Source organism: Maridesulfovibrio sp. FT414 (assembly GCF_050916235.1).
Lineage (GTDB): Bacteria > Desulfobacterota > Desulfovibrionia > Desulfovibrionales > Desulfovibrionaceae > Maridesulfovibrio.
The window spans coordinates 1,395,813-1,415,326 of record NZ_CP104854.1; the positions used below are offsets into that span (position 1 = coordinate 1,395,813).

At 52.3% G+C, this 19,514-nt stretch carries 16 protein-coding genes; 10 read left to right on the plus strand and 6 right to left on the minus strand.

Going from position 1 to position 19,514, the window contains the following annotated elements; genetic code table 11:
* Nucleotides 1-111 precede the first annotated feature (111 nt).
* Both N7E73_RS06165 and N7E73_RS06170 read left to right on the plus strand, forming a co-directional pair.
* Nucleotides 112-1,242, plus strand: coding sequence for an ABC transporter substrate-binding protein (locus N7E73_RS06165; protein ID WP_432738164.1), 1,131 nt, complete (start codon nt 112-114; stop codon nt 1,240-1,242).
* Nucleotides 1,243-1,391: 149 nt separating this feature from the next.
* Entirely contained in the window at nt 1,392-2,897 is a 1,506-nt protein-coding gene (locus N7E73_RS06170) for a leucyl aminopeptidase (RefSeq protein ID WP_432738165.1), read from the plus strand.
* A gap of 313 nt (nt 2,898-3,210) precedes the next feature.
* Here N7E73_RS06170 and N7E73_RS06175 read toward each other — a convergent pair whose 3' ends face one another.
* Entirely contained in the window at nt 3,211-4,641 is a 1,431-nt protein-coding gene (locus N7E73_RS06175) for a PLP-dependent aminotransferase family protein (protein ID WP_432738166.1), read from the minus strand.
* Between the two features lie 159 nt (nt 4,642-4,800).
* Here N7E73_RS06175 and N7E73_RS06180 point away from each other — a divergent pair, with 159 nt between their 5' ends.
* Nucleotides 4,801-5,484, plus strand: a complete 684-nt coding sequence (locus N7E73_RS06180; RefSeq protein ID WP_432738167.1) for an AzlC family ABC transporter permease — start codon at nt 4,801-4,803, stop codon at nt 5,482-5,484.
* Nucleotides 5,469-5,792 (plus strand): AzlD domain-containing protein, encoded by a 324-nt coding sequence (locus N7E73_RS06185; protein WP_432738168.1) that lies wholly within the window; start codon nt 5,469-5,471, stop codon nt 5,790-5,792. The genes N7E73_RS06180 and N7E73_RS06185 overlap by 16 nt, the downstream gene beginning before the upstream one ends.
* Nucleotides 5,793-5,965: 173 nt before the next feature.
* Here N7E73_RS06185 and N7E73_RS06190 read toward each other — a convergent pair whose 3' ends face one another.
* Nucleotides 5,966-7,528, minus strand: coding sequence for a hydantoinase B/oxoprolinase family protein (locus N7E73_RS06190; protein ID WP_432738169.1), 1,563 nt, complete (start codon nt 7,526-7,528; stop codon nt 5,966-5,968).
* A 17-nt stretch (nt 7,529-7,545) separates the two neighbouring features.
* A complete protein-coding gene (locus tag N7E73_RS06195; RefSeq protein ID WP_432738170.1) occupies nt 7,546-9,516 on the minus strand; it encodes a hydantoinase/oxoprolinase family protein in 1,971 nt (656 codons plus the stop codon).
* Between the two features lie 330 nt (nt 9,517-9,846).
* Between N7E73_RS06195 and N7E73_RS06200 the strand changes: the two genes are divergently transcribed.
* Genes N7E73_RS06200 through N7E73_RS06210 form a run of 3 tightly spaced genes read left to right on the plus strand, consistent with a single transcriptional unit; the run spans nt 9,847 to nt 12,637 of the window.
* Entirely contained in the window at nt 9,847-10,821 is a 975-nt protein-coding gene (locus tag N7E73_RS06200) for a TRAP transporter substrate-binding protein (RefSeq protein WP_432738171.1), read from the plus strand.
* Nucleotides 10,822-10,827: 6 nt separating this feature from the next.
* Nucleotides 10,828-11,313: a TRAP transporter small permease subunit gene (locus N7E73_RS06205; RefSeq protein ID WP_432738172.1), complete on the plus strand. Its 486-nt coding sequence runs from the start codon at nt 10,828-10,830 to the stop codon at nt 11,311-11,313.
* Nucleotides 11,303-12,637, plus strand: a complete 1,335-nt coding sequence (locus N7E73_RS06210) for a TRAP transporter large permease (protein WP_432738844.1) — start codon at nt 11,303-11,305, stop codon at nt 12,635-12,637. The genes N7E73_RS06205 and N7E73_RS06210 overlap by 11 nt, the downstream gene beginning before the upstream one ends.
* Before the next feature lie 131 nt (nt 12,638-12,768).
* Here the strand turns inward: N7E73_RS06210 and N7E73_RS06215 are convergent, their stop codons facing one another.
* Complete coding sequence (locus tag N7E73_RS06215) at nt 12,769-13,317, minus strand: tetratricopeptide repeat protein (RefSeq protein WP_432738173.1); 549 nt, start codon at nt 13,315-13,317, stop codon at nt 12,769-12,771.
* A 134-nt stretch (nt 13,318-13,451) separates the two neighbouring features.
* On the opposite strand from N7E73_RS06215, the gene N7E73_RS06220 reads away from it, so the two are divergent.
* From N7E73_RS06220 to N7E73_RS06230, 3 genes are all read left to right on the plus strand, one after another.
* On the plus strand, nt 13,452-14,036 hold the full coding sequence (locus tag N7E73_RS06220; protein ID WP_432738174.1) for a hypothetical protein: 585 nt from the start codon (nt 13,452-13,454) through the stop codon (nt 14,034-14,036).
* A gap of 43 nt (nt 14,037-14,079) precedes the next feature.
* Nucleotides 14,080-14,568 carry a hypothetical protein gene (locus tag N7E73_RS06225; protein ID WP_432738175.1) on the plus strand — a complete coding sequence of 163 codons (489 nt, stop codon included), beginning with the start codon at nt 14,080-14,082 and terminating at the stop codon, nt 14,566-14,568.
* A gap of 86 nt (nt 14,569-14,654) precedes the next feature.
* The gene (locus N7E73_RS06230; protein WP_432738176.1) at nt 14,655-16,805 is read left to right on the plus strand and encodes a Tex family protein; all 2,151 of its coding nucleotides are present in this window, start codon (nt 14,655-14,657) and stop codon (nt 16,803-16,805) included.
* 214 nt (nt 16,806-17,019) lie between these two features.
* Here the strand turns inward: N7E73_RS06230 and N7E73_RS06235 are convergent, their stop codons facing one another.
* Together N7E73_RS06235 and N7E73_RS06240 are read right to left on the minus strand one after the other, a co-directional pair.
* Nucleotides 17,020-17,832, minus strand: a complete 813-nt coding sequence (locus tag N7E73_RS06235) for a sugar phosphate isomerase/epimerase family protein (RefSeq protein WP_432738177.1) — start codon at nt 17,830-17,832, stop codon at nt 17,020-17,022.
* A gap of 40 nt (nt 17,833-17,872) precedes the next feature.
* Nucleotides 17,873-19,489, minus strand: a complete 1,617-nt coding sequence (locus N7E73_RS06240; protein ID WP_432738845.1) for a M99 family carboxypeptidase catalytic domain-containing protein — start codon at nt 19,487-19,489, stop codon at nt 17,873-17,875.
* Nucleotides 19,490-19,514 lie beyond the last annotated feature (25 nt).

Genomic DNA, 19,514 nt, shown 5'->3' on the forward strand with positions numbered 1-19,514 from the left:
CAGACGTCCCCCTGTTCTAACAGCGTAAAAAGTGCTATTCTGCGTTCATATTCATAAACAGACCCAATTATAAAAATTAATGCCGTCTGCAGCTTACCCATGGGAGGAACTATGCGGCTCCGTATATTTTTCAGTTTCGTACTCGTACTTATGCTTTCTACCGGCGCTCTTGCCGACTCCAAATCCATTAAGGTAGGAGTGCTCTACAATCTGACCGGAGGCATGGCAGCCATTGACCAGCCTGGACTGCACGGAATGGAACTGGCCAAGGAAGTCATCAACTCCAAAGGAGGCCTGCTGGGTAAAAAGGTGAGCCTCGTCATCTCCGACTGCCGATCCAATACGGATTCCACCCTTATGGCATCGCAGATTCTGGCCGGACAGGACGACATGACAGCTGTTGTGGGCCTCAATGACACCGATTACGTGATGGTTGCAGCCCCCGCGGTAACTGCTAAAAACATTGTTTTCATCACGGCGGGAGCAACCATGCAGAATCTGCCGTACATGTACGGTAAATACTTTTTCATGGCCGCTTTCGGCGACAACATGCAGGCCCGTGCGGTAGCCAAATTCGCAAAACGCAGGCTCAACTCCGAGAACTGTTTTGTCGGAACCGACATTTCCACGGAATTCACCAAGACACTGTCCAAATACTTCAAACGCCGTTACCGTAAATACGGCGGAAAAATTGTCGACGAGGTCTGGTATAACACCGGGACAAAGGAATATCCCATGCCCAACGGCAAGGATGCCACCCCGGATGTTCTGTTCCTCTCCTCCATACCGCCGGATGTTCCGGGCTACGTCACCCAGATACGCAGTGCCGGGAACAATCAGCCGATCGTGTCCGGAGACGGGTTCGATACTCCCGGACTGAAGAACATTCCTGCGGAATACGCCCACGACATTTACTTCGCCACCCATGTGGCGCTGGATAACCCGGCCCCAGTGGTTCAGGAATTTGTCGAGGAATACGAAAAGATGTTCGGAGTAAAACCTGAGTCGGGATTTGCCGCCCTTGGGTATGACACCGTCATGCTGCTGGCACAGGCCATTGAACGAGCGGGCAGTGCCGATCCTGAAAAAGTGCGCGAGGCCCTGACCGCAACAAGCGGTTTCAAAGGTGTTACCGGGGAGATTTCCTATCCCGAAGGCACCCGTGTCCCCATGAAAACAGTGGATATAATCCGATACTCCGAAGGCAGTTTTTCCTTCGTGGAACAGATTTCACCCAATTAGAACTGCCGGTTTCCTGCTCAAACTGAGCGGAGCCATGTCTGAAAGAGTTTACAGACAAAAGCGGAATTTCCGCTTTCTATGACCTGCAACTGGAACTGGAACTGTCGTCTTCTTCAACGAGCTGCAGTTAACAACTCATGGAGAATCACATGGAATTCAATATTGTTGTCGAACCTGCATCCGCATGGTCCGCGGATGCAGTAATCTTTTTCGCTTTCAAGGATTCAGAGGAATACCTGCCCGGCTTTTCTGTGTGGATGGCCTCCGATGCCGACTGGGTGTCCGGTTCTCCTGCACTGGCTGATTTCGAAGGAGACCTCGGGACCACGACCGTAATTTACGGCTCCGGATCATCCGTACAGCGGGTCCTGCTTGTTGGTCTGGGGGCAGAGAAGGAATTCGGAGTAGAACAGTTTTCACAGGCCGTAGCCGCTGCATTCCAGAAATGCCGGGAACTCAGATTTCGCACTGTAGGAGTGCCTCTGGCAGCATTCGAAGGTATCATCCTTGAAGACAGGTATGAGCATTTCGTCGTCGCAGCCATGGGTGGTCTCTATTCATTCGACCTTTTCAAAAGCAAAAAGGACGACAAAATCGGCCTGCCTGAAAGTGTGCGCTTCCTTTCTGCCGAAGAACTGCCGGAGCATTTCAGTGAAGCAATCGCCCGGGCGCAGGCCATAGGTATGGGCACTGCCTATACCCGTGATCTGGTCAACCTGCCTCCCAATGTGGCCAATCCGGTCTATCTGGCTGAAGAGGCCCGAAAGATGGCAAAGAAATACGGATTTAAATTCAAGCAGATGAAGCGCAAGGAGATCATAGACAAAGGAATGGGAGCCTTTGCTTCGGTTTTCAGGGGTTCCGTGGACGAACCGCGCATGATCATCCTTGAGTACTGCCCCAAAGACCGTGAAGGCCAGAAGCCGCTGGTAGTGGTCGGTAAAGGTGTCACCTTCGATACCGGCGGAATTTCCCTCAAGCCGACCGGATTCATCGAAGACATGAAGTGCGACATGGCCGGTGCTGCCGCAATCCTGGGATTCTTTCAGGCCGTAGGAGAAATCAAACCTGACCTGCCCATCGTGGGCATACTGCCCTGTGCGGACAATATGCCGGATGCAGCCTCAACCCGTCCGGGAGAGGTAGTCACCTCATTTTCCGGTAAGACAATTGAAATTCTAAATACTGATGCCGAAGGCAGACTGCTGCTCTGCGACGCCCTTGCCTTCTCCGCCCAGTATGAACCCGCAGCCATAATCGACCTCGCCACCCTGACCGGAGCCTGCGTTGTGGCACTGGGATGGAACGTAGCTGCCGTAATGGATAACTCACTTAAAATGCGCAATCTGGTCATTGAATCAGGCATGAGCGTAGGCGAAAGATTCTGGGCCCTGCCCCTGTGGGATATGTACAAGGAAGAGCTGAAAAGCGAAGTGGCCGACCTCAAGAATGTAGGTTCGCGAGAAGGCGGAACCATCCATGCCGGTATATTCCTCAAGGAATTCGTGCCCGAAAGCGTTCCCTGGGCACATCTGGACATTGCCGGACCGGCCTGGCGCAAAAAGAAAACCCCGGCCGGATCAGCAGGCGGAACAGGATTCGGCGTACGCACGCTGGTAGAACTGACCACGCGTCTGGATCTTGAGGATCTCTAGTTCGCAGAGAGCACCAAAGTACGCCTCCGGCGGCCAAAGGGCCCGCGGCCCTTTGGAATCCCAATTGGTTTCAGATTGTTAATTCCTGAGGAGTCGCCAAATATCACGTTTTCATAGGAATTAACGAAGTAACCGGCTCCAGGGCATGTTCCACAGTAATTCCACCTAGCAGCCCTGCACATAAAAATCAAAGACCGCAATATCATCCTAGATATTGCGGTCGTGTTTTACTATCGTCCATCCGTAAATCCGCCTGAGAACCAGAATACACAAAAGCGCAGCCTTGGCCGCCGGAGCCGGACAGCCCGGTAAATTACATGGCAGCCAGCTCACCAAGACGGCGAACCCCAGCCTGAATTTCGTCACTCCATGGAGCGCCACTGGACAGTCGGATGTAGTTTGAAAAAACATCCTGTGGAGAAAAGACTATTCCGGGTACAATGCCGATACCCTCGGCGCGAGCCTTGAAAAAGAGAGCGACCCCGTCAGTCCCTTCAGGAAGCTCGACCCACAGCACCGACCCACCCTTGGGATTGGTGACCTTGGTTCCCTCTGGAAAGGATAAGCCTATTTCCGTGCGCATTTTACACATCTGTTCCTTCATGGCGACACGGAGCTTTTTCAGGTGGCGGTCATAAAGAGTTTCACGCAGATAGCGCGCAATCGCCATCTGGGTCGGGGCTACACAGGAAACGTTGGTGGTCGCCTTTATCTCCAGAGCCTTTTCCAGATAGCGCCCCGGAGCAAGCCAGCCCACGCGGTATCCGGGGGCAATTGTCTTGGAAAACGAGGAGCAGAGCAGTACCCCGCCATCGCGGTCGAAGGACTTCAATGTACGGGGCCGGTGCTCACCGAAATAGATTTCCCCGTAAACATCGTCCTCCACCAACGGAATTTTGCGGGCCGCAAGGATTTCAACTATCTCGCGTTTACGGTCGTCTGAAGTGATGCTTCCGTCCGGGTTGTTGAAGTTAGGGGCGAAAATACAGGCCTTGATATCAAAAGTACGGGTAATTTCAGCCACGCGATCAGGGTTTATTCCACGCTTCGGGCAGGAAGGTATCTCAATGGCCCGCAGGCCGAGATTTTCGACCAGCTGCAGGAAACAATAATAAGAAGGAGATTGGATGAGCACCAGATCTCCGGGACGGGTAAGGGTCCGCAATGAAATGTACAGGGCTTCCATCGCCCCGGTGGTAATGACCAGCCCGTCCGCCGTGACATTGGAACCGCAATCCACGGACCTGAAGGCGATCTGCCTGCGCAGATCGAGATTACCGGGAATCATTTCGTACCCGGCAGTCTCCAGAGGATGCTCCCGTATTACGCTGTTCATGATCTTGGCCAGTTGCCGGGTGGGCAGCAGCTCATTGCTTGGGCAGACAACCCCAAGAGGGAGCAGATCCTTGTTACCGACGGTCTGCAGGGCGGTCTGGATAAGCTTGCTCTTGGTTACTGAATGCGGCTCTATTTTGCGTGGTATGTTGATTTCAGGAGTGGGAATGGCCCGGAATTCACTGCGAACATAATACCCGGACCGCGGCCGTGATTCGATTAGCCCACGTTTTTCCAGTTCTTCGTAGGCATGGCTTACCGTGGAGATGGAAACACTCAGGGTTTCACTCATCTGTCGAAGCGAAGGAAGTTTGTCTCCGGGCACAAGATCTCCGGCCTCGATATGCTTAGAAAGCTCCTGCTCGACCTTTTTATAGCGGTACTGGCTGTCCGAACTGCTCAGATTCATTTTTCCCTCACTAACACCATCTGTTACGGTTTATTTTTATAAAAACTGTATCTGTACTGATGTCAGATTTTGTGTAGACTGGCAAGCAGATCAAAAAAGCCTGAAGAATATTTCATAGCACCGGAGGTAAACGTGGAATCCGTTATGAGTTCCCCAAAAATGAAAGATAACAGCGTGCTGATGTCGGCATTTAAACAGGCCCTGCCTATTGTGCTGGGCTATATGCCCGTCGGTTTCGCATACGGGGTTCTGGCCCGCAAGTCCGGAATCTCCATCGACAACACACTGCTGATGTCACTGATTGTCTTCGCAGGATCGGCACAGTTCATAGCCGTAGGCCTGATTGCTTCCGGTGCTTCCGCCCTGTCGGTGATTATTACAACCTTCATCGTCAACCTGCGCCATCTGCTGATGTCCGCCGCCCTGTCCCCGTTCCTGAAAAAATGGACCAAACTGCAGCTTGCGGCGTTCACCTTTCAGCTCACGGACGAGAGCTTCGCGGTCCACTCCACCAGATTCGCAAACGGGGAAATGCACAAGGGCGAGACCTTCCTGATCAACTCCATCGCACATGCCGCATGGGTTGGCGGGACCGTGCTGGGCATATTTTCCAGCACCCTCATCAGCGACGTGAAACCCATGGGCCTTGACTATGCACTCCCGGCCATGTTCATCGCCCTGCTCCTTTTCCAGATCAAGGACAAAAGCCATGTCATTGTAGGACTTGCAACCGGACTTCTCTCCACAACCCTTGCACTTGGCGGAGCCGGACAGTGGAACGTAATCATCGCCACCCTTCTGGGTGCAACCCTCGGAGCAGCAGTAAAATGGACCAGAAATTAATACTTTTCACCCTCTTCGGCATGATGGCTGTAACCTACATTCCGCGCATGCTTCCGGCCATGGCCCTCAGTTCCCGCGAACTGCCGCCCATCGTCATAAAATGGCTCTCCTACGTGCCTACCGCAGTGCTTTCCGCCCTGCTTGCCCCGTCGCTGCTGGCTCCGGAAGGAGTCATAGACCTCAGTTTCGGCAATATCTACTTCTGGGCTGCACTACCGACATTCGCGGTTGCCATATTCAGCCGCAACTTCTTCGGGACAGTTGCGGCCGGAATGGGATTCGTCGCCGCAGTGCGTTACTTTCTGTAGTTTTCACGGCATGTTCATCCGTCCACCTCGGGCCGGATAATAATGCTTCAAAATTTGTTCCCTGCTGGAACATACCCCAAAAAAGCGGGCCGACATCATCCAGAAATGCCGGCCCGCTTGATTTATTTGATACGCTTTCAGTTAGTTCGACCAGATTCAGCCGCTGGAAGCATCTATCTTCCCCAGCCGCCACCTCCGGGAGTCTCCATGCGCACTATGTCGCCCTTTTTGAGCGGAGAATGGAATTTGCCCGGCTTTTCGATTTCCTTTCCATCGCGGATGAGGATGTTACGCCCCGGGGTACCGGGGCTTCCGCCCTGCAGCCCGTAGGGTGCATTGGCTCGACGTTCGGAAAGCACGGTTATTTCGCAGTCGGAGAGCAGCTCTATTTCACGGACAAGGCCGTCCCCGCCGGGAACCCTGCCTGCTCCTCCGGTATTCTTGCGGATACAGTAGGTCTTGACCCGGAAGGGATAACTGTACTCAAGGGCTTCCACCGGAGTATTCAGGGTGTTGGTCATGTGCGAATGGGTGGCGTGTTCACCGCGGCAGGTTGCGGATGCCCCCATGCCGCCGGCAAGTGTTTCGTAGTAGGCAAAAGGTTTGCCGGTCCTTTCATCCATGCCGCCGATGGTCATGTTGTTCATGGTTCCCTGACTAGCGGCAGGAATGCGTTGCGGAATGGCTGCTGCAAGAGCACCGAGAACCACGTCTACCACCCGCTGGGAGGTTTCAACGTTCCCTCCTGCAACCGCTGCCGGGAAGTTTGCGTCGAGGATGGAGCCCTTGCGGGTCAGGATTTCGATGGGCCGCAGAATTCCGGCGTTTGTGGGTACATCGCCTTCGATCAGTGAACGGAAAACGTAAAGCACTGCGGACATGGTGATGGAGCGCACGGCGTTTACGCTGCCGGAGACCTGATTGCCTGAACCGGTAAAATCAAGCTTCGCGCTGTCGCCCTTTATTTCCATGGTTACGGAGATGGGCACATTTTCGCAGTCCACGCCGTCACCGTCCATGTAGTCGGTGAAATTGCATATGCCGTCGGGTATGGATTCGATTGTCTTGCGGGTGATGGCCTCGGCGTAATCATTGAGGCTGGCCGCATAGAAATCCACTTTTTCAAGTCCGTATTTGGAAATGAGTTCCTTGAGTCTGGTAACGCCGGTGATGTTGGCCATGATCTGGGCTGCAAAGTCTCCCTCACGTTCAACCGGGGTACGCACGTTATTGAGGATGAGAGACATGACTCCCTGCACAATCTCGCCCCCTGCAACGATCTTGGTCGGCGGGATAATTATGCCCTCCTGATAGAGGGTGGTGGACAACGGCATGGAGCCTGCTGCCATCCCGCCGACATCGGAGTGATGGGCGCGGTTGGCAACGTAGAAGGCCGGTTTAACGGAGCCGTCGCAGAATACCGGGGCCACGAGGGTTATATCCGGCAGGTGGGTTCCGCCCTTGAACGGGTCATTGAGCATAACCATGTCACCTTCGGAGAAATCGCTCATTTCGATTGCGCTCTTGACGGAGAGGGGCATGGAACCGAGATGCACCGGAATATGCGCAGCCTGTGCGATCATATCACCTTTACTGTCGAACACTGCGCAGGAAAGGTCGCGCCTTTCCTTGATGTTCGGGGAAAAGGCGGTTCTGGTCAGGGTTACGCCCATTTCTTCCGAAATGGCGGCAAACCTGTTTTTGAAAACCTCAAGGAGGATCGGATTCACATTCATTATATAATACCTCCTGACTACTCAATGTCGAAAATAAGGTTGCCGTAAGCGTCAACAGTGCCTTTGGCAAAAGGCGGAATGACAAGGGTTGAGCTGTACTCGATGATGATTGCCGGTCCGTCGACCCTGTTGCCGGGACGCAGCAGGTCGCGGTTGAGGATGCGGGTTTCCATTCTTTTGGAGTCGAAAACGGTTTCCGTTGTCCCGATTAGTGCCTCGGGATCCATCCCGGAAACAAGCTCACCAGCTTCAGGCACTTCCGGCTTTACGGGCATACCCTTGGTGCGCAAGCGGATGTTCACGATCTCAACGGTCTTGTTGTCGTTGCGGTAGCCGTAGTTCTGCTTGTGCAGTTTGGAGAATTCCTCGATCCAGTCACCGCTAAAGGGCACGATGATTTCAAAGGACTGGCCCTGATAGCGCATGTCCAGAAAACGTTCTACCACGATGTCCGCATCGGCAAAGCCTTCTCCGGCAAGATCGGCACGCCCCTGCGCTTCGAGAGGCGCAAATAGCTCTTCAAGGTCTTCGGCACCGCAATTGTGCTGGTTGCGCATGACGGTCAGGGAGTAGTCCTTGATTACATCTGCCATGACCATGCCCACGGCAGAAAGGATGCCGGGGTTGTTGGGGATGAAAAGTCTGGGGATGGAGAGCAGTTTTGCAAGGAATGCGCAGTGCATCCCACCGGCTCCGCCGAAGGAAAACATGGTGAATTCGCGGGGGTCGAATCCGCGCTCGACCGAGATGACCCGGATGGCCCGCTCCATATTGGTGTTGGCGATGTCGAGAATTCCTTCCGCAAGCTCAACCGGGCTGAGGCCGGCCTTTGCGGCCATGGCTTCCATTGTGCTGTTCAGCTTTTCGGTCTCAAGGGCCATTTCGCCGCCGAGGAAATGTTCCGGAATAAGTCTGCCCAGATAGAGGTTGGCATCTGTGACGGTGATTTCAGAACCCTTGCCGTAACAGATAGGTCCGGGGTCGGCACCGGCACTTTCGGGACCCACGGTGAGGGAACCACCGGCATCAAGCCGGGCAATGGAGCCTCCGCCGGCACCTACGGTGTGGATGTCGATCATGGGAACCTTGACCGGATAATCCTCAATTGCGGACTCAAGGGTCAGGGGCAGCTCTTCATTAATTAATGCAACATCGGAGGATGTGCCGCCCATGTCAAAGGTAATGAGCCGGTCATACCCGGCCATCCGGCCTATTGCATGGGCACCGACTGCTCCTCCGGCCGGGCCGGAAAGAATGGTCCGCACGGATTCATTCATAGCGGTTTCAGCGGAAATGGAACCGCCGTTGCTCTGCATGATCCGCAGCGGATTGTCGCCGAGAGTATCCTGCAGTTTGGTCAGGTAGCGGGTCATCTTCGGAGAAACGTAGGCGTTGATAACGGTAGTGGAGGTACGTTCAAACTCCCGGAACTCGGCAAGGATCTCATGGGAAACGGAAACCGGAACGCTGATTCCATCCAGAAGTTCGCGCATTCTGTTCTCGTGCGCGGGGTTTAGATAGGAAAAAAGCAGACAGAGTGCGACGGATTCCACTCCTGAATCTTTAATTTTTGCTAAAATATTCTGGACTTTTTCTTCCGAAAAAGGCTCAATTTCATTCCCTTCATGATCGATTCTTCCCGTAATTCCGAAACGCAATTCAGGCGGAACGATGTGCGGTTTTTTACAAAAAGAGAGATTGTAAAGCTCCGAACGGTTCTGCCTTCCGATCTGGATGATGTCTTCAAAACCATCGTTGGAGATGAGGGCGGTTTTTACCCCTTTGCGTTCAAGAATCGCGTTGGTGGCAACTGTTGAGCCATGCACAACCTGAACATCTCTGTCGCCGGCTATGTGTTTAATGCCCTTAATTACTGCCTCAGAAGGATCATGAGGAGTTGAAAGACGCTTGTGCACGCCCCAGTTATCCCCATCCTTATATATAAAATCCGTGAATGTTCCGCCAGTATCAACACCTATAATCAGCACTTTATTCCTCCGCTACAACACGCCCAGATGATTAGTATATTTAAAATAAGTATCAATTTTTATAGAGTGTAAAATCCTCCATTCGCGCAGAGAGTACCCAAATTTGTCTATAATTAAAAGATTTTATTTTTGTTAATTTGCGTGTATAACTGCCATTGATTCGGTGAATACTTACCTAAAAACGAATAATCTTTCGTGAAGTTGTTTGGATAAAAACGATTGATTATTTCATTTTTAGTAAAGACTTTTTATCGATTAACAGAAAAATAACAGGCGCGAAATCTGGAAGTATTATTTATCAGGTCACACAAAAATTACGGAGGCAAACTCATGTTAAAAAGGTTCGTTATTGCTCTGCTTTTGGTTATGTCTTTTGCTCTTTCCGCACAGGCCGCTGAGCTCAAGATGGACTGCAACGCCATTTACGGTGCCACAAACTTCCACTCTCAGGGTGCTCAACTTTTTGCCGACAAAGTAGCTGAATATACCTCCGGTTCAGTCCAGATCACCGTCCATCCCGGCGGAAGCCTAGGTTTCAAAGGTCCCGAGCTGCTTAAAACCGTAAAAGACGGCACCCTGCCCATGTCCGACATTCTCATGAGTGGTGTTGCCGGTTCCGATGAAGTTTTCGGTGTAAGCTCCATGCCTTTGATCGCAAACAACTATGCTGAGGCAAAGAAACTCTACGACGTAGCCAAGCCCGAATACGAAAAGGCATGCCGCAGGTGGAACCAGAAACTTCTTTATGCCGCCCCCTGGCCTCCGAGTGGACTTTTCACCCAGAAGCCCATCAACACCGCAGCTGACCTTGAAGGCCTGAAGACCAGAACCTACGACAAAAACGGTGCGGAACTGCTTCGTGCAGTTGGTGCAAGCCCCATGTCCCTGCCCTGGGGTGAACTTTACTCCGCACTGCAGACCGGCCTTGCTGATTCCGTGCTGACTTCCGCAGTATCCGGTAAAGACGGAAAATTCTGGGAAACCCTCAAGTATTTCACCAAAATCAACTACGCATTCCCTCTCAACATGATGGTTATCAACCAGGATTACTGGGATGCCATGAATCCCGAACAGCAGAAGGCCGTACTGAAGGCCGCCGCCGAAATCGAAGTCTACCAGTGGAAACAGTCCAGCAAAAGCAACGATGAATCCCTCAAGGCTTTGGCAGACAACGGAATCATCATCTCCGAGCCCACCAAGGAAGTTGCCGACATGCTTTCCAGCGATGCCAAGCTTATGCTTGAAAACACCATGAAAAATGCCAAAAAAGGCTTCAAGGCAGCCATCAACGCTTACAAAAAGTAGTCTGAAATGCGTACTTTTATCAGGATAATCGAAGGCCTCTCCGTTGGAGGGGCCTTTCTTTCAGCAGCCGGGATGCTTTTTATCGTGGCCCTTGTGGTTCTCGAAATCTTCCTGCGCGCCGTGCTGAACACATCCACCCTTGTCTCCAGTGAATACGGGGGATACGCCCTTGTATTCCTGATCCTGACCGGGCTGGCCTATACCATGAAAGAGGACGGGCTGATCAGGATCAACCTGCTGACCTCGCACTTTTCCGAGCAGGGCAGACGTATTGCCGACATTGTTTCCGGCGTTATCGGTATCGCAATTACTTCTTTTGCCCTCAAGTACACAATATCCATGGTTTACGAGACATGGGATCTTGAAATGACAGCGGATACAATTGCGGAGACTCCCCTGTGGATTCCGCAGCTTGCCATCCCTCTGGGAATGGGACTGCTGCTGATTCAGCTAATTGCCTTTATTGCCAGGAGAGCCCTTGATGATAAGTGATCCGTTGCTGCTTGCCGTCGTCCTTGTCGGAGCGATGGTGCTGTTTCTGCTGTCCGGACTCTGGATAGGATTTTCGCTTTATGCTGCGGCCATATGCGGCATGCTGTTCTGCAAGATGAACTTGCCGCCGACCATCTCCATATGGGACAAGATCGGCGACCTAATGGCCAACTCCATCTGGAATACGCTGAATTCGTGGCCGCTTTCAGCTCTCCCCCTGTTCATTCTTATGGGGGAAATTCTCTACCGCACCTCTATTTCGACAAGGCTTCTGAACGGGCTGGTACCGTGGCTGTCCAATATTCCGGGACGCCTCTACCACATCAACGTGGTGGCCTGCTCTCTTTTTGCAGCCGTGTCCGGGTCCAGTGCGGCAACCACCGCCACCGTAGGAAAAATCACCTACAACGAGCTCTCCAACCGGGGGTACCACAAGAGCCTCTCCATCGGTTCCCTTGCCGGCTCCGGTACCCTCGGATTTCTTATCCCGCCCAGCCTGATCATGATCATTTACGGTATCCTTTCGGATACCTCCATCGGTCAGCTGTTCATTGCCGGAATCATCCCCGGACTGACTCTTGCGGGTGTATATTCCCTGTACATCATCATATGCTGTACACTTAATCCCACACTTGTGCCTCAGGACAAGGAAGAGTTCACCATGGCCCAACGCATGGAGTCCCTCAAGGACCTTTTCCCGGTTCTGCTGCTGATCACCCTTGTTCTGGGCGGCATTTATGCCGGACTGACCACCCCCACCGAGGCTGCGGTCATCGGTGTGCTTGGTGCTCTGGCAATCGCATGGTGGTTCAAGAACCTGACCCTAGAGAACTTCAAGGAGTCCCTGCTCTCAGCGGTAAAGACCAGCGGCATGATCTGCTTCATCATATCCGGTGCGGCATTTCTCGCTCAGGTTGTCGGTTTCCTCGGAATCGCCACCGCCTTGTCCAAGTTCATTGCCACCCTGAACCTCTCTCCGTACATGCTCATCTTCGTACTTGGAATCATGTACGTGTTGCTGGGCATGATTCTCGACGGCATATCCATCGTGGTAATGACGCTGCCCATCGTGCTCCCCATCGTCACCGCCGCGGGATTCGATCCGCTCTGGTTCGGTATCTTTGTGGTCTTCATGGTGGAGCTGTCACAGGTCACGCCGCCGGTAGGATTCTCAATCTTTGTCATCCAGTACATTACCAATGACGATGTCAAAGACATCCTTAAAGCAACTTTCCCCTTCTTCCTGATCATGGTTCTAATGGTTATTTTCGTAACCATTTTCCCGGAAATAGTGTTCTATCTTCCACAAAAAATGATCGGATAGAGACCGGTTAACCGGCATTAAAGACAAAAATAAAGTCCCGTAATGAACTCATTACGGGACTTTATTTTGGGTAAAATCAGCTTTTAATGCCTTCGGCGACCAAAGGAGCAAACCCTGGTAAAATGTTCGGGTTACCCCTGTACCTGTGCGGTTTCTTCAATAATCTTTTCGATCATGTCGGCTGCATCTTCAAATGACGCTTCCGGGTCAGATTCGATCATGGCTATCTGAAGGTTGATTTCCCGCTGCAGGGTGATGTTTTCCGGGTCGAAATACAGTTTCCAGACCGGAACCGCCTTTTTGCCCGCACCCGCCCTACACAGCAGCAGACCCAGATACAGGTATGAAAAATTATCCTTGCCGAGTATGCGGATAGCCCGTTCAAACTCAACCTTGGCCTGAACATATTTTCCGGTTTTATACAGGCAGTGCCCCAGACGTTTTCTGGCATCAGGGTTCTGAGGTTCCGTCTTTATGAATTCCTTGTATTTTTCAGAGGCCTCATCATAGCGTTTATTCTCGTATGCAACATTTGCCTGCGCCAGGGTGTCGAGGTTGATTTCCTTGGCGGCTATCGGCTTGGCTGCACTCTGGGGCTGCTCGCGGTCATTCTTGTCTCTGAACCCGCCGAACAGGAATCCTCTGCGGGAAAGTTTCTGTGGTTTCTTTTTATCGGCCATTGATTCCTCCGGTTTGAAAAACTGGGGCATGGTAACGACAAAAGAACTTTACGCCAAGCCCTTTGAGACGCCTGTGGACTTATGTTCCTCTCCATTATAATATAGCGACCATAAGAACCAGAAGAGGAACCCTGATGAAAAAAATCCTTTTTTTCCTGATAATTCTGCCGATCCTCGCGGCCTGTGCAAAAGCCGAGCACTACAGCACGCCCTTTGATACAGGAGGACGTGTTTACAGGGTTGTCCTGATGCCGTGGCATACAACGACCATGACTTTTGATTTCAAGTATCGCTGGGAGATGACTCAGGCCCTGCGTGATGCATGCAGGCAGTCCGGAGCTTTCGATTTTGCGTGGTCAGCCTATCCGGTCAACGGCGGAGGAGTTGAGCTTCTGCAGGATATTTCGACTGAAGGGCTCTGGGTTCGCCAGAAATATGGCAAATATGTTCCCGATGTTGAGAAGGTCCGTGGCGCAGTGAGCAGCATTGGGGCTGATCTGGCGCTGCTTTATGACATCTCAGCCGATAATTCCGCTGCCACCGATGAGGATTCAATGAACTTCAATGCGGATTCGATACGTCTGTTTCTGGTCGACCTTAAGTCAGAAGATGTGACCGTGGAGTTCATAGGAACCAATTTTCTGCGTAAACAGGCCTATGGCGATATAAAGCGTGTAACCCTGCGGGGTTTTAATAAATGGCTTTCCAGCCAGAAGTGATTACATAATTTAAATGATGAAAATTGATTCAAGGAGTCTGTCCGTGAGGAAAAGAATATTTATGTTTTCGGCTGTCCTGTCCTGCCTTGCAATCCTGTATGTATCAGCAGTCTTTGCTGCGGGAATGAATGTGTTCGGATGGGAAAAAGGCAGCAAATACGACAAGCTGTACGACAACACCGACCGAGACGTATTCAAGGGAACCCTTCTGGACATCAAGAGGATCGTACCCATTGAAGGCATGACCGAAGGCATCGCCATTCTTGTTGAAGACAAGGAAGACGGCGAGAAAGTGCTGGTCCACCTCGGCCCCAAGGACTTCGTGGAGCCGCGCATAAAGGATCTGCGTTCCGGTATGCCGGTAAAGGTGTACGGGGTACTGGTCGAAATTGACGGCCGTTACGAATACATGTGCGCCAAGCTCAAGGCAGGTGAAGAACGCAAGTACAAGTTCAGGCTGACCAAAGACGGAACTCCTTTCTGGAGTCTTTCCGACGACGAGCTCAAAACCGAAGAATCCGATGTAGAGTAATTAATTTTGGCCTAGCAATGGCAAACGATATATCCGGTCTTCGATCCTGAAGGCCGGATTTTAATTTCAAACACATCCCACACAATATGAATTCCGACAATCACTACCGTATATCCAACGAACTCAATATCCCCCTGAAAAATGTAAAAGCCGTGGTATCCCTGCTTGATGAAGGAGCCACCATTCCGTTTATTTCCCGTTATCGGAAGGAAGCAACCGGCAGCCTCGACGAAGTCAAGGTTTCCGCTGTCAGCGACCTATACGAGAAACTCAAGGAATTGGACAAACGCAGAGAGACTATCATCAAGTCTATTGAGGAACAGGGCAAACTGGATGAAGGGCTCAGGGTGAAGATAGATGCTGCAGCAACCATGCGTGAGCTGGAAGACCTTTACCTGCCCTACAAACCAAAACGAAAAACCCGTGGACAGGCTGCTGTGCAGAAGGGTCTTGAGCCGCTGGCCTACCGGATTTTTGCCCAGAAGTGCGACCCAGTTAAGGAAGCCGTCCAGTTCGTAGACAAGGACAAAGGCGTAGAATCCATTGAGGATGCACTGGCCGGGGCACGGGATATAATCGCCGAAAAAATTTCAGAAAACACTGCCTCACGTGAGGCGGTACGCTCTCTGTTTGAAAGAAAGGCCGTGATTGAATCCAAGGCGACCAAGGCTGCACTTGCCGACGAGAACAAGGAAAAAGCAGCCAAGTTCCGTGATTGGTTCGATTGGCGCGAACCTGCCGGAAGAGCCGCCGGACACAGAATCCTTGCTTTGTTCAGGGGTGAGCGGGACAAATTCCTCAAGGTCTCCATCCGCCCGGATGAGGAGGAAGGCATTGATATCCTGCACCGCAAGCTGGTCCGGTCCGGTTCCCCTGCTTCCGAGGAAGTGGAGAAAGCTGCAACAGACAGCTACAAAAGACTTCTGGCTCCCCAGATGGAAACGGAGCTCCGTGGAGTTCTTCTTGAAAAGGCCGAATCCGAAGCCATACGTGTTTTCGCCTCCAACCTGCGTGAAATACTCCTTTCTCCGCCACTTGGGGGCAAGCGGATCATGGCCCTTGATCCCGGTTTCAGGACCGGGGCCAAACTGGTCTGCCTTGATGAACAGGGAACCCTGCTTGTCAACGACACCATCTACCCGGTTACATCCGAAGGCAAAAAAGCGGAGGCCGCCCAAAAGGTGCGACAGCTGGTGGAAAAGCACCGCATTGAAGCCATTGCCATAGGCAACGGAACTGCCGGACGTGAAACGGAACAATTCATCAAGGAACTGGGACTGGATAACTCGATAAACGTGATCATGGTCAACGAGTCCGGGGCGTCGGTATATTCTGCCTCCGAGATAGCCCGCGAGGAATTCCCTGACCACGACATTACCGTGCGTGGCGCGGTTTCCATTGGCCGCAGGCTGATGGACCCTCTTGCGGAGCTGGTCAAGATAGATCCCAAATCCATCGGTGTCGGGCAGTACCAGCACGATGTTGACCAGAAAGGATTGGCTGAGAGTCTAGGCCGGGTGGTAGAATCCTGCGTAAACATGGTCGGTGTTGAACTGAATACAGCCAGTGCCAGATTGCTGCAGTATGTATCCGGCCTTGGGCCGGTTCTGGCGAAAAACATCATCAGTTACCGGGACGAAAACGGACCCTTTGCCGAACGAAAGGACCTGCTCAAAGTCCCCCGCCTCGGCCCGAAGGTATACGAACAGTGCGCCGGATTCCTGCGTATCCGCGGTGCAAAGAACCCGCTGGATTCCACTGCGGTTCATCCGGAGCGGTACAAGACCGTCACCAGCATGGCCAAAGACCTCAAAGCCTCTGTCGCCGACCTGATTTCATCGTCTGATCTGCGCCGGGAGATAAAGATTGAAAAATATGTTTCTGAAGACCTCGGGCTTCCCACTCTTGAAGACATCATGAAGGAACTTGAAAAACCGGGACGCGATCCGCGCCGGGAGTTTGAAACAGTCAGCTTTGACGATTCGGTCAAGGAAGTGCGCGACCTCAGACAGGGTATGATCCTGAACGGAATCGTCACCAACGTGACTGCATTTGGAGCCTTTGTTGATGTGGGAGTGCATCAGGACGGACTGGTCCATGTCAGCCGCCTTGCAGACAGGTTCATCCGTGACCCGGCGGAAGTCGTCCATCCGGGCCAGCCCGTGAAAGTAAAGGTTATGGAAGTGGATCAGGAAAGGAAACGTATTTCCCTGTCCATTAAGCCGTCTGACTTTTAATAAGCTTGACTCCTTCTGAGCAGGATGACCGGGACGACTGGAGCAGAAAACCGGCTCTCGGCGGAAGTAAAAAGAGAATCCCCCACGTAATCCGGCAGGGTTGCGTGGGGGATTCTCTTTTTACATGCTAAAAATTGTTACACGATAAGGCAGTTGGGCTATATTCCTCGCCTTCCAGTTTATATCGGGACATTCACGGCGTCACTTGACCTGATCACCCGAAAATGCGCGGCGCGACCCTTGTTCTGAAGAACTCGTAGCTTATCTCGAAATCGTCTTTGTTATGAGGCTCCAGGGTAATGGTCGGGAGCGGGTCGAGCTCACTGATTCGCGACACAATATGATCCCAATTCATTGAGCCCTGCCCTATGGCAAGGTGCTCGTCCTTGCCGCCATGATTGTCATGCAGATGCATGTGCCTGATGTATGGAGCGAACGAATCGAACCAGAGATCAAAATCACCATTCTCTGCTCCCTTGGCAAAAGAATACCAGTGCCCTAAGTCAAAACAGATACCGATATTGTCCCGTCCGAGATCTGCGACCAGCCGCACCAGCGGTGCCGGATCGTATTCATAGGTATTTTCAAGGCAAAGGGGCGGATGCTCAGGCCATGAATTGCTCAACCGTCTTATCCCTTCAAGGCAATTGGCATAGGAGCGCTCGAAAAGAGGCTTTTCGAGCCAGGATGTGAATGAAGGATGCAGAACCATCCGCTGGGGTGAAAAAAACTTTGCCACCTCGAATGCTGCACACAGGGTGTCGATTGAGGCCATGCGGATAGCCGGGTTGAGGCTCGCCGGTTTCAGATCAAGAAAAGGAAGATGGACAGTACATTTCAACCCTGCTTCATCAAGTCTGTCCCTGATGAGAATAAGCCAGTCCATACTCAGGCATTCGTCCCCCATGCAGTCCAGTCCCAGTTCGGGCTGTATCCTGTTCTCGATAAAAAAATCAAGATACTCCGGAGTGGTATAAATATACCGCAGGGGCAGATTTACAAAACAGGTATCGAATTCCGGTTCCATGATCAAACTCCTTTGGGACTCCAGCACTCCGGTTCAATTCTCAATTCATGGACGTCTGCAGGTAGTTTCTGCCCCGGATGGTAACGCTTCCGATTCGGTCAAATGTGGTGGAATGGCGCAGAGTAAGCAGCAGCTCCTGCTCAGGTTCCAGTCGGAACTGTTCCCCCCACGAAACCGGGATATTATCAATGAACGGCTGTACCTTGCTTAGATCGCCGTTACTCCAGACATCCTCCAGCCTGTAGGAAGAGGAGGCCAATTCATGAACCCCGCCGTCTTTCCAGTTCAGCAGCCGGGTTTCTCCATGCTCGGAAACAAGCTCTACTGCCTTTACCCTGCGCGGAATGATCGCAAGAAAGAACTCGGCACGCCGTTTTCCGGGAGTCTCGCGTACAATCCTGTAGCGGGAGAGTCCATCAGCGCCTTCCTCCCTATACTTATCCATGAAATTAGACGGATCGGCAATAATTTCGTGCCCGACATCCTGACCGCTGTTGGAGACGACAGAGGCTACGAATCCTTTCAGATTCAAAATTTCTTCAATTGAACTGCCCAGAACGCCTTCCAGAATCAACTGATCCCCTTCCACAGCCATGAGCGTGTCGTTCTCATTTACAAAACACGGCTGTCCATTCAACCAGCACAGAAATACAGGGCCGCTTGGCTCGGGGAGATCGTTTTTTGATCCCTGCCAGCGCACTTTGGCGGTAGCCATTCTGCTTCCGTCAAGGCTCACTTCAAGAGCCGGGAAAGTAGAAAGGGCCATTCGCGGGGCAGTAAGGAGGTTGAGATTAGGGCGGTCACTGGCGAAAACAGCAAGAGCGGGTTCCAGAGCGGAATCGGTAACAGCCTTGCCGGCCCCGGAGGTCAGGACCGGTGCGCCGCGGACAAGATCCACACTGCGCCCGTTCAGGGGACGTCCGTTAACGGAAATTTCAAGCCCGGAAGGAGTTCCGGACTCTGGAAATGAAAATTCAGGAATATCAAGAACAAGACCGAACTCTTCCAGCAGGTAGTGGGTAGCCCGCAGCTGCTGCCGGACCTTCCATTCAAGATCCATGATGTCCTTGCTGACCTCCACAGCCATGGCCGGAATTCCCCTCTCCACCAGCGCGTAGCAGGTGAGGGATTTGAGCATCTCCGGATAATGGGTGGCCCTGTCGAAGGTATCTGTATTGAAAAGATTGAACCAGTAGGATTTGTTGGCAATATCCCCGTTAAGGCGGTCAATGGCCCGCTGGCACATGCCTGCCAGATGGAGATCCTTGTAAACAGCTGCATCAATGATGAGCGACTGGCCGTAACGATTGGGATTTCGCAGATTGTTTACGTACTTGGGACTGTAAAAACCGCTACCCTCGTGCAGATGGATGAAACCGTCGGCCCTTCCGATAAGGAAACGAATGGCTCTGGCCAGACGGTCCTCATAGAAGCTGTTGTATTCCTTATCGAACCTGCGGTTGAGATCCACATTGATCTGGCGGGCCCGACGCAGGATGGACGGCTCGTTTGCCCGGGGGACAATGATCAGGTTACCCTTGCGCAGAGTACATCTGGTCAGCAGTTGCGCGGTAAAGAACCCGGACAGCTCGTCGCCCTGAATTCCGCCCTGGACCATTATGGTCGGTCCCGGTTCGTCGCCGAAGACCCAGGTCACCCGCAACGGATATTGCGTTCCCTGA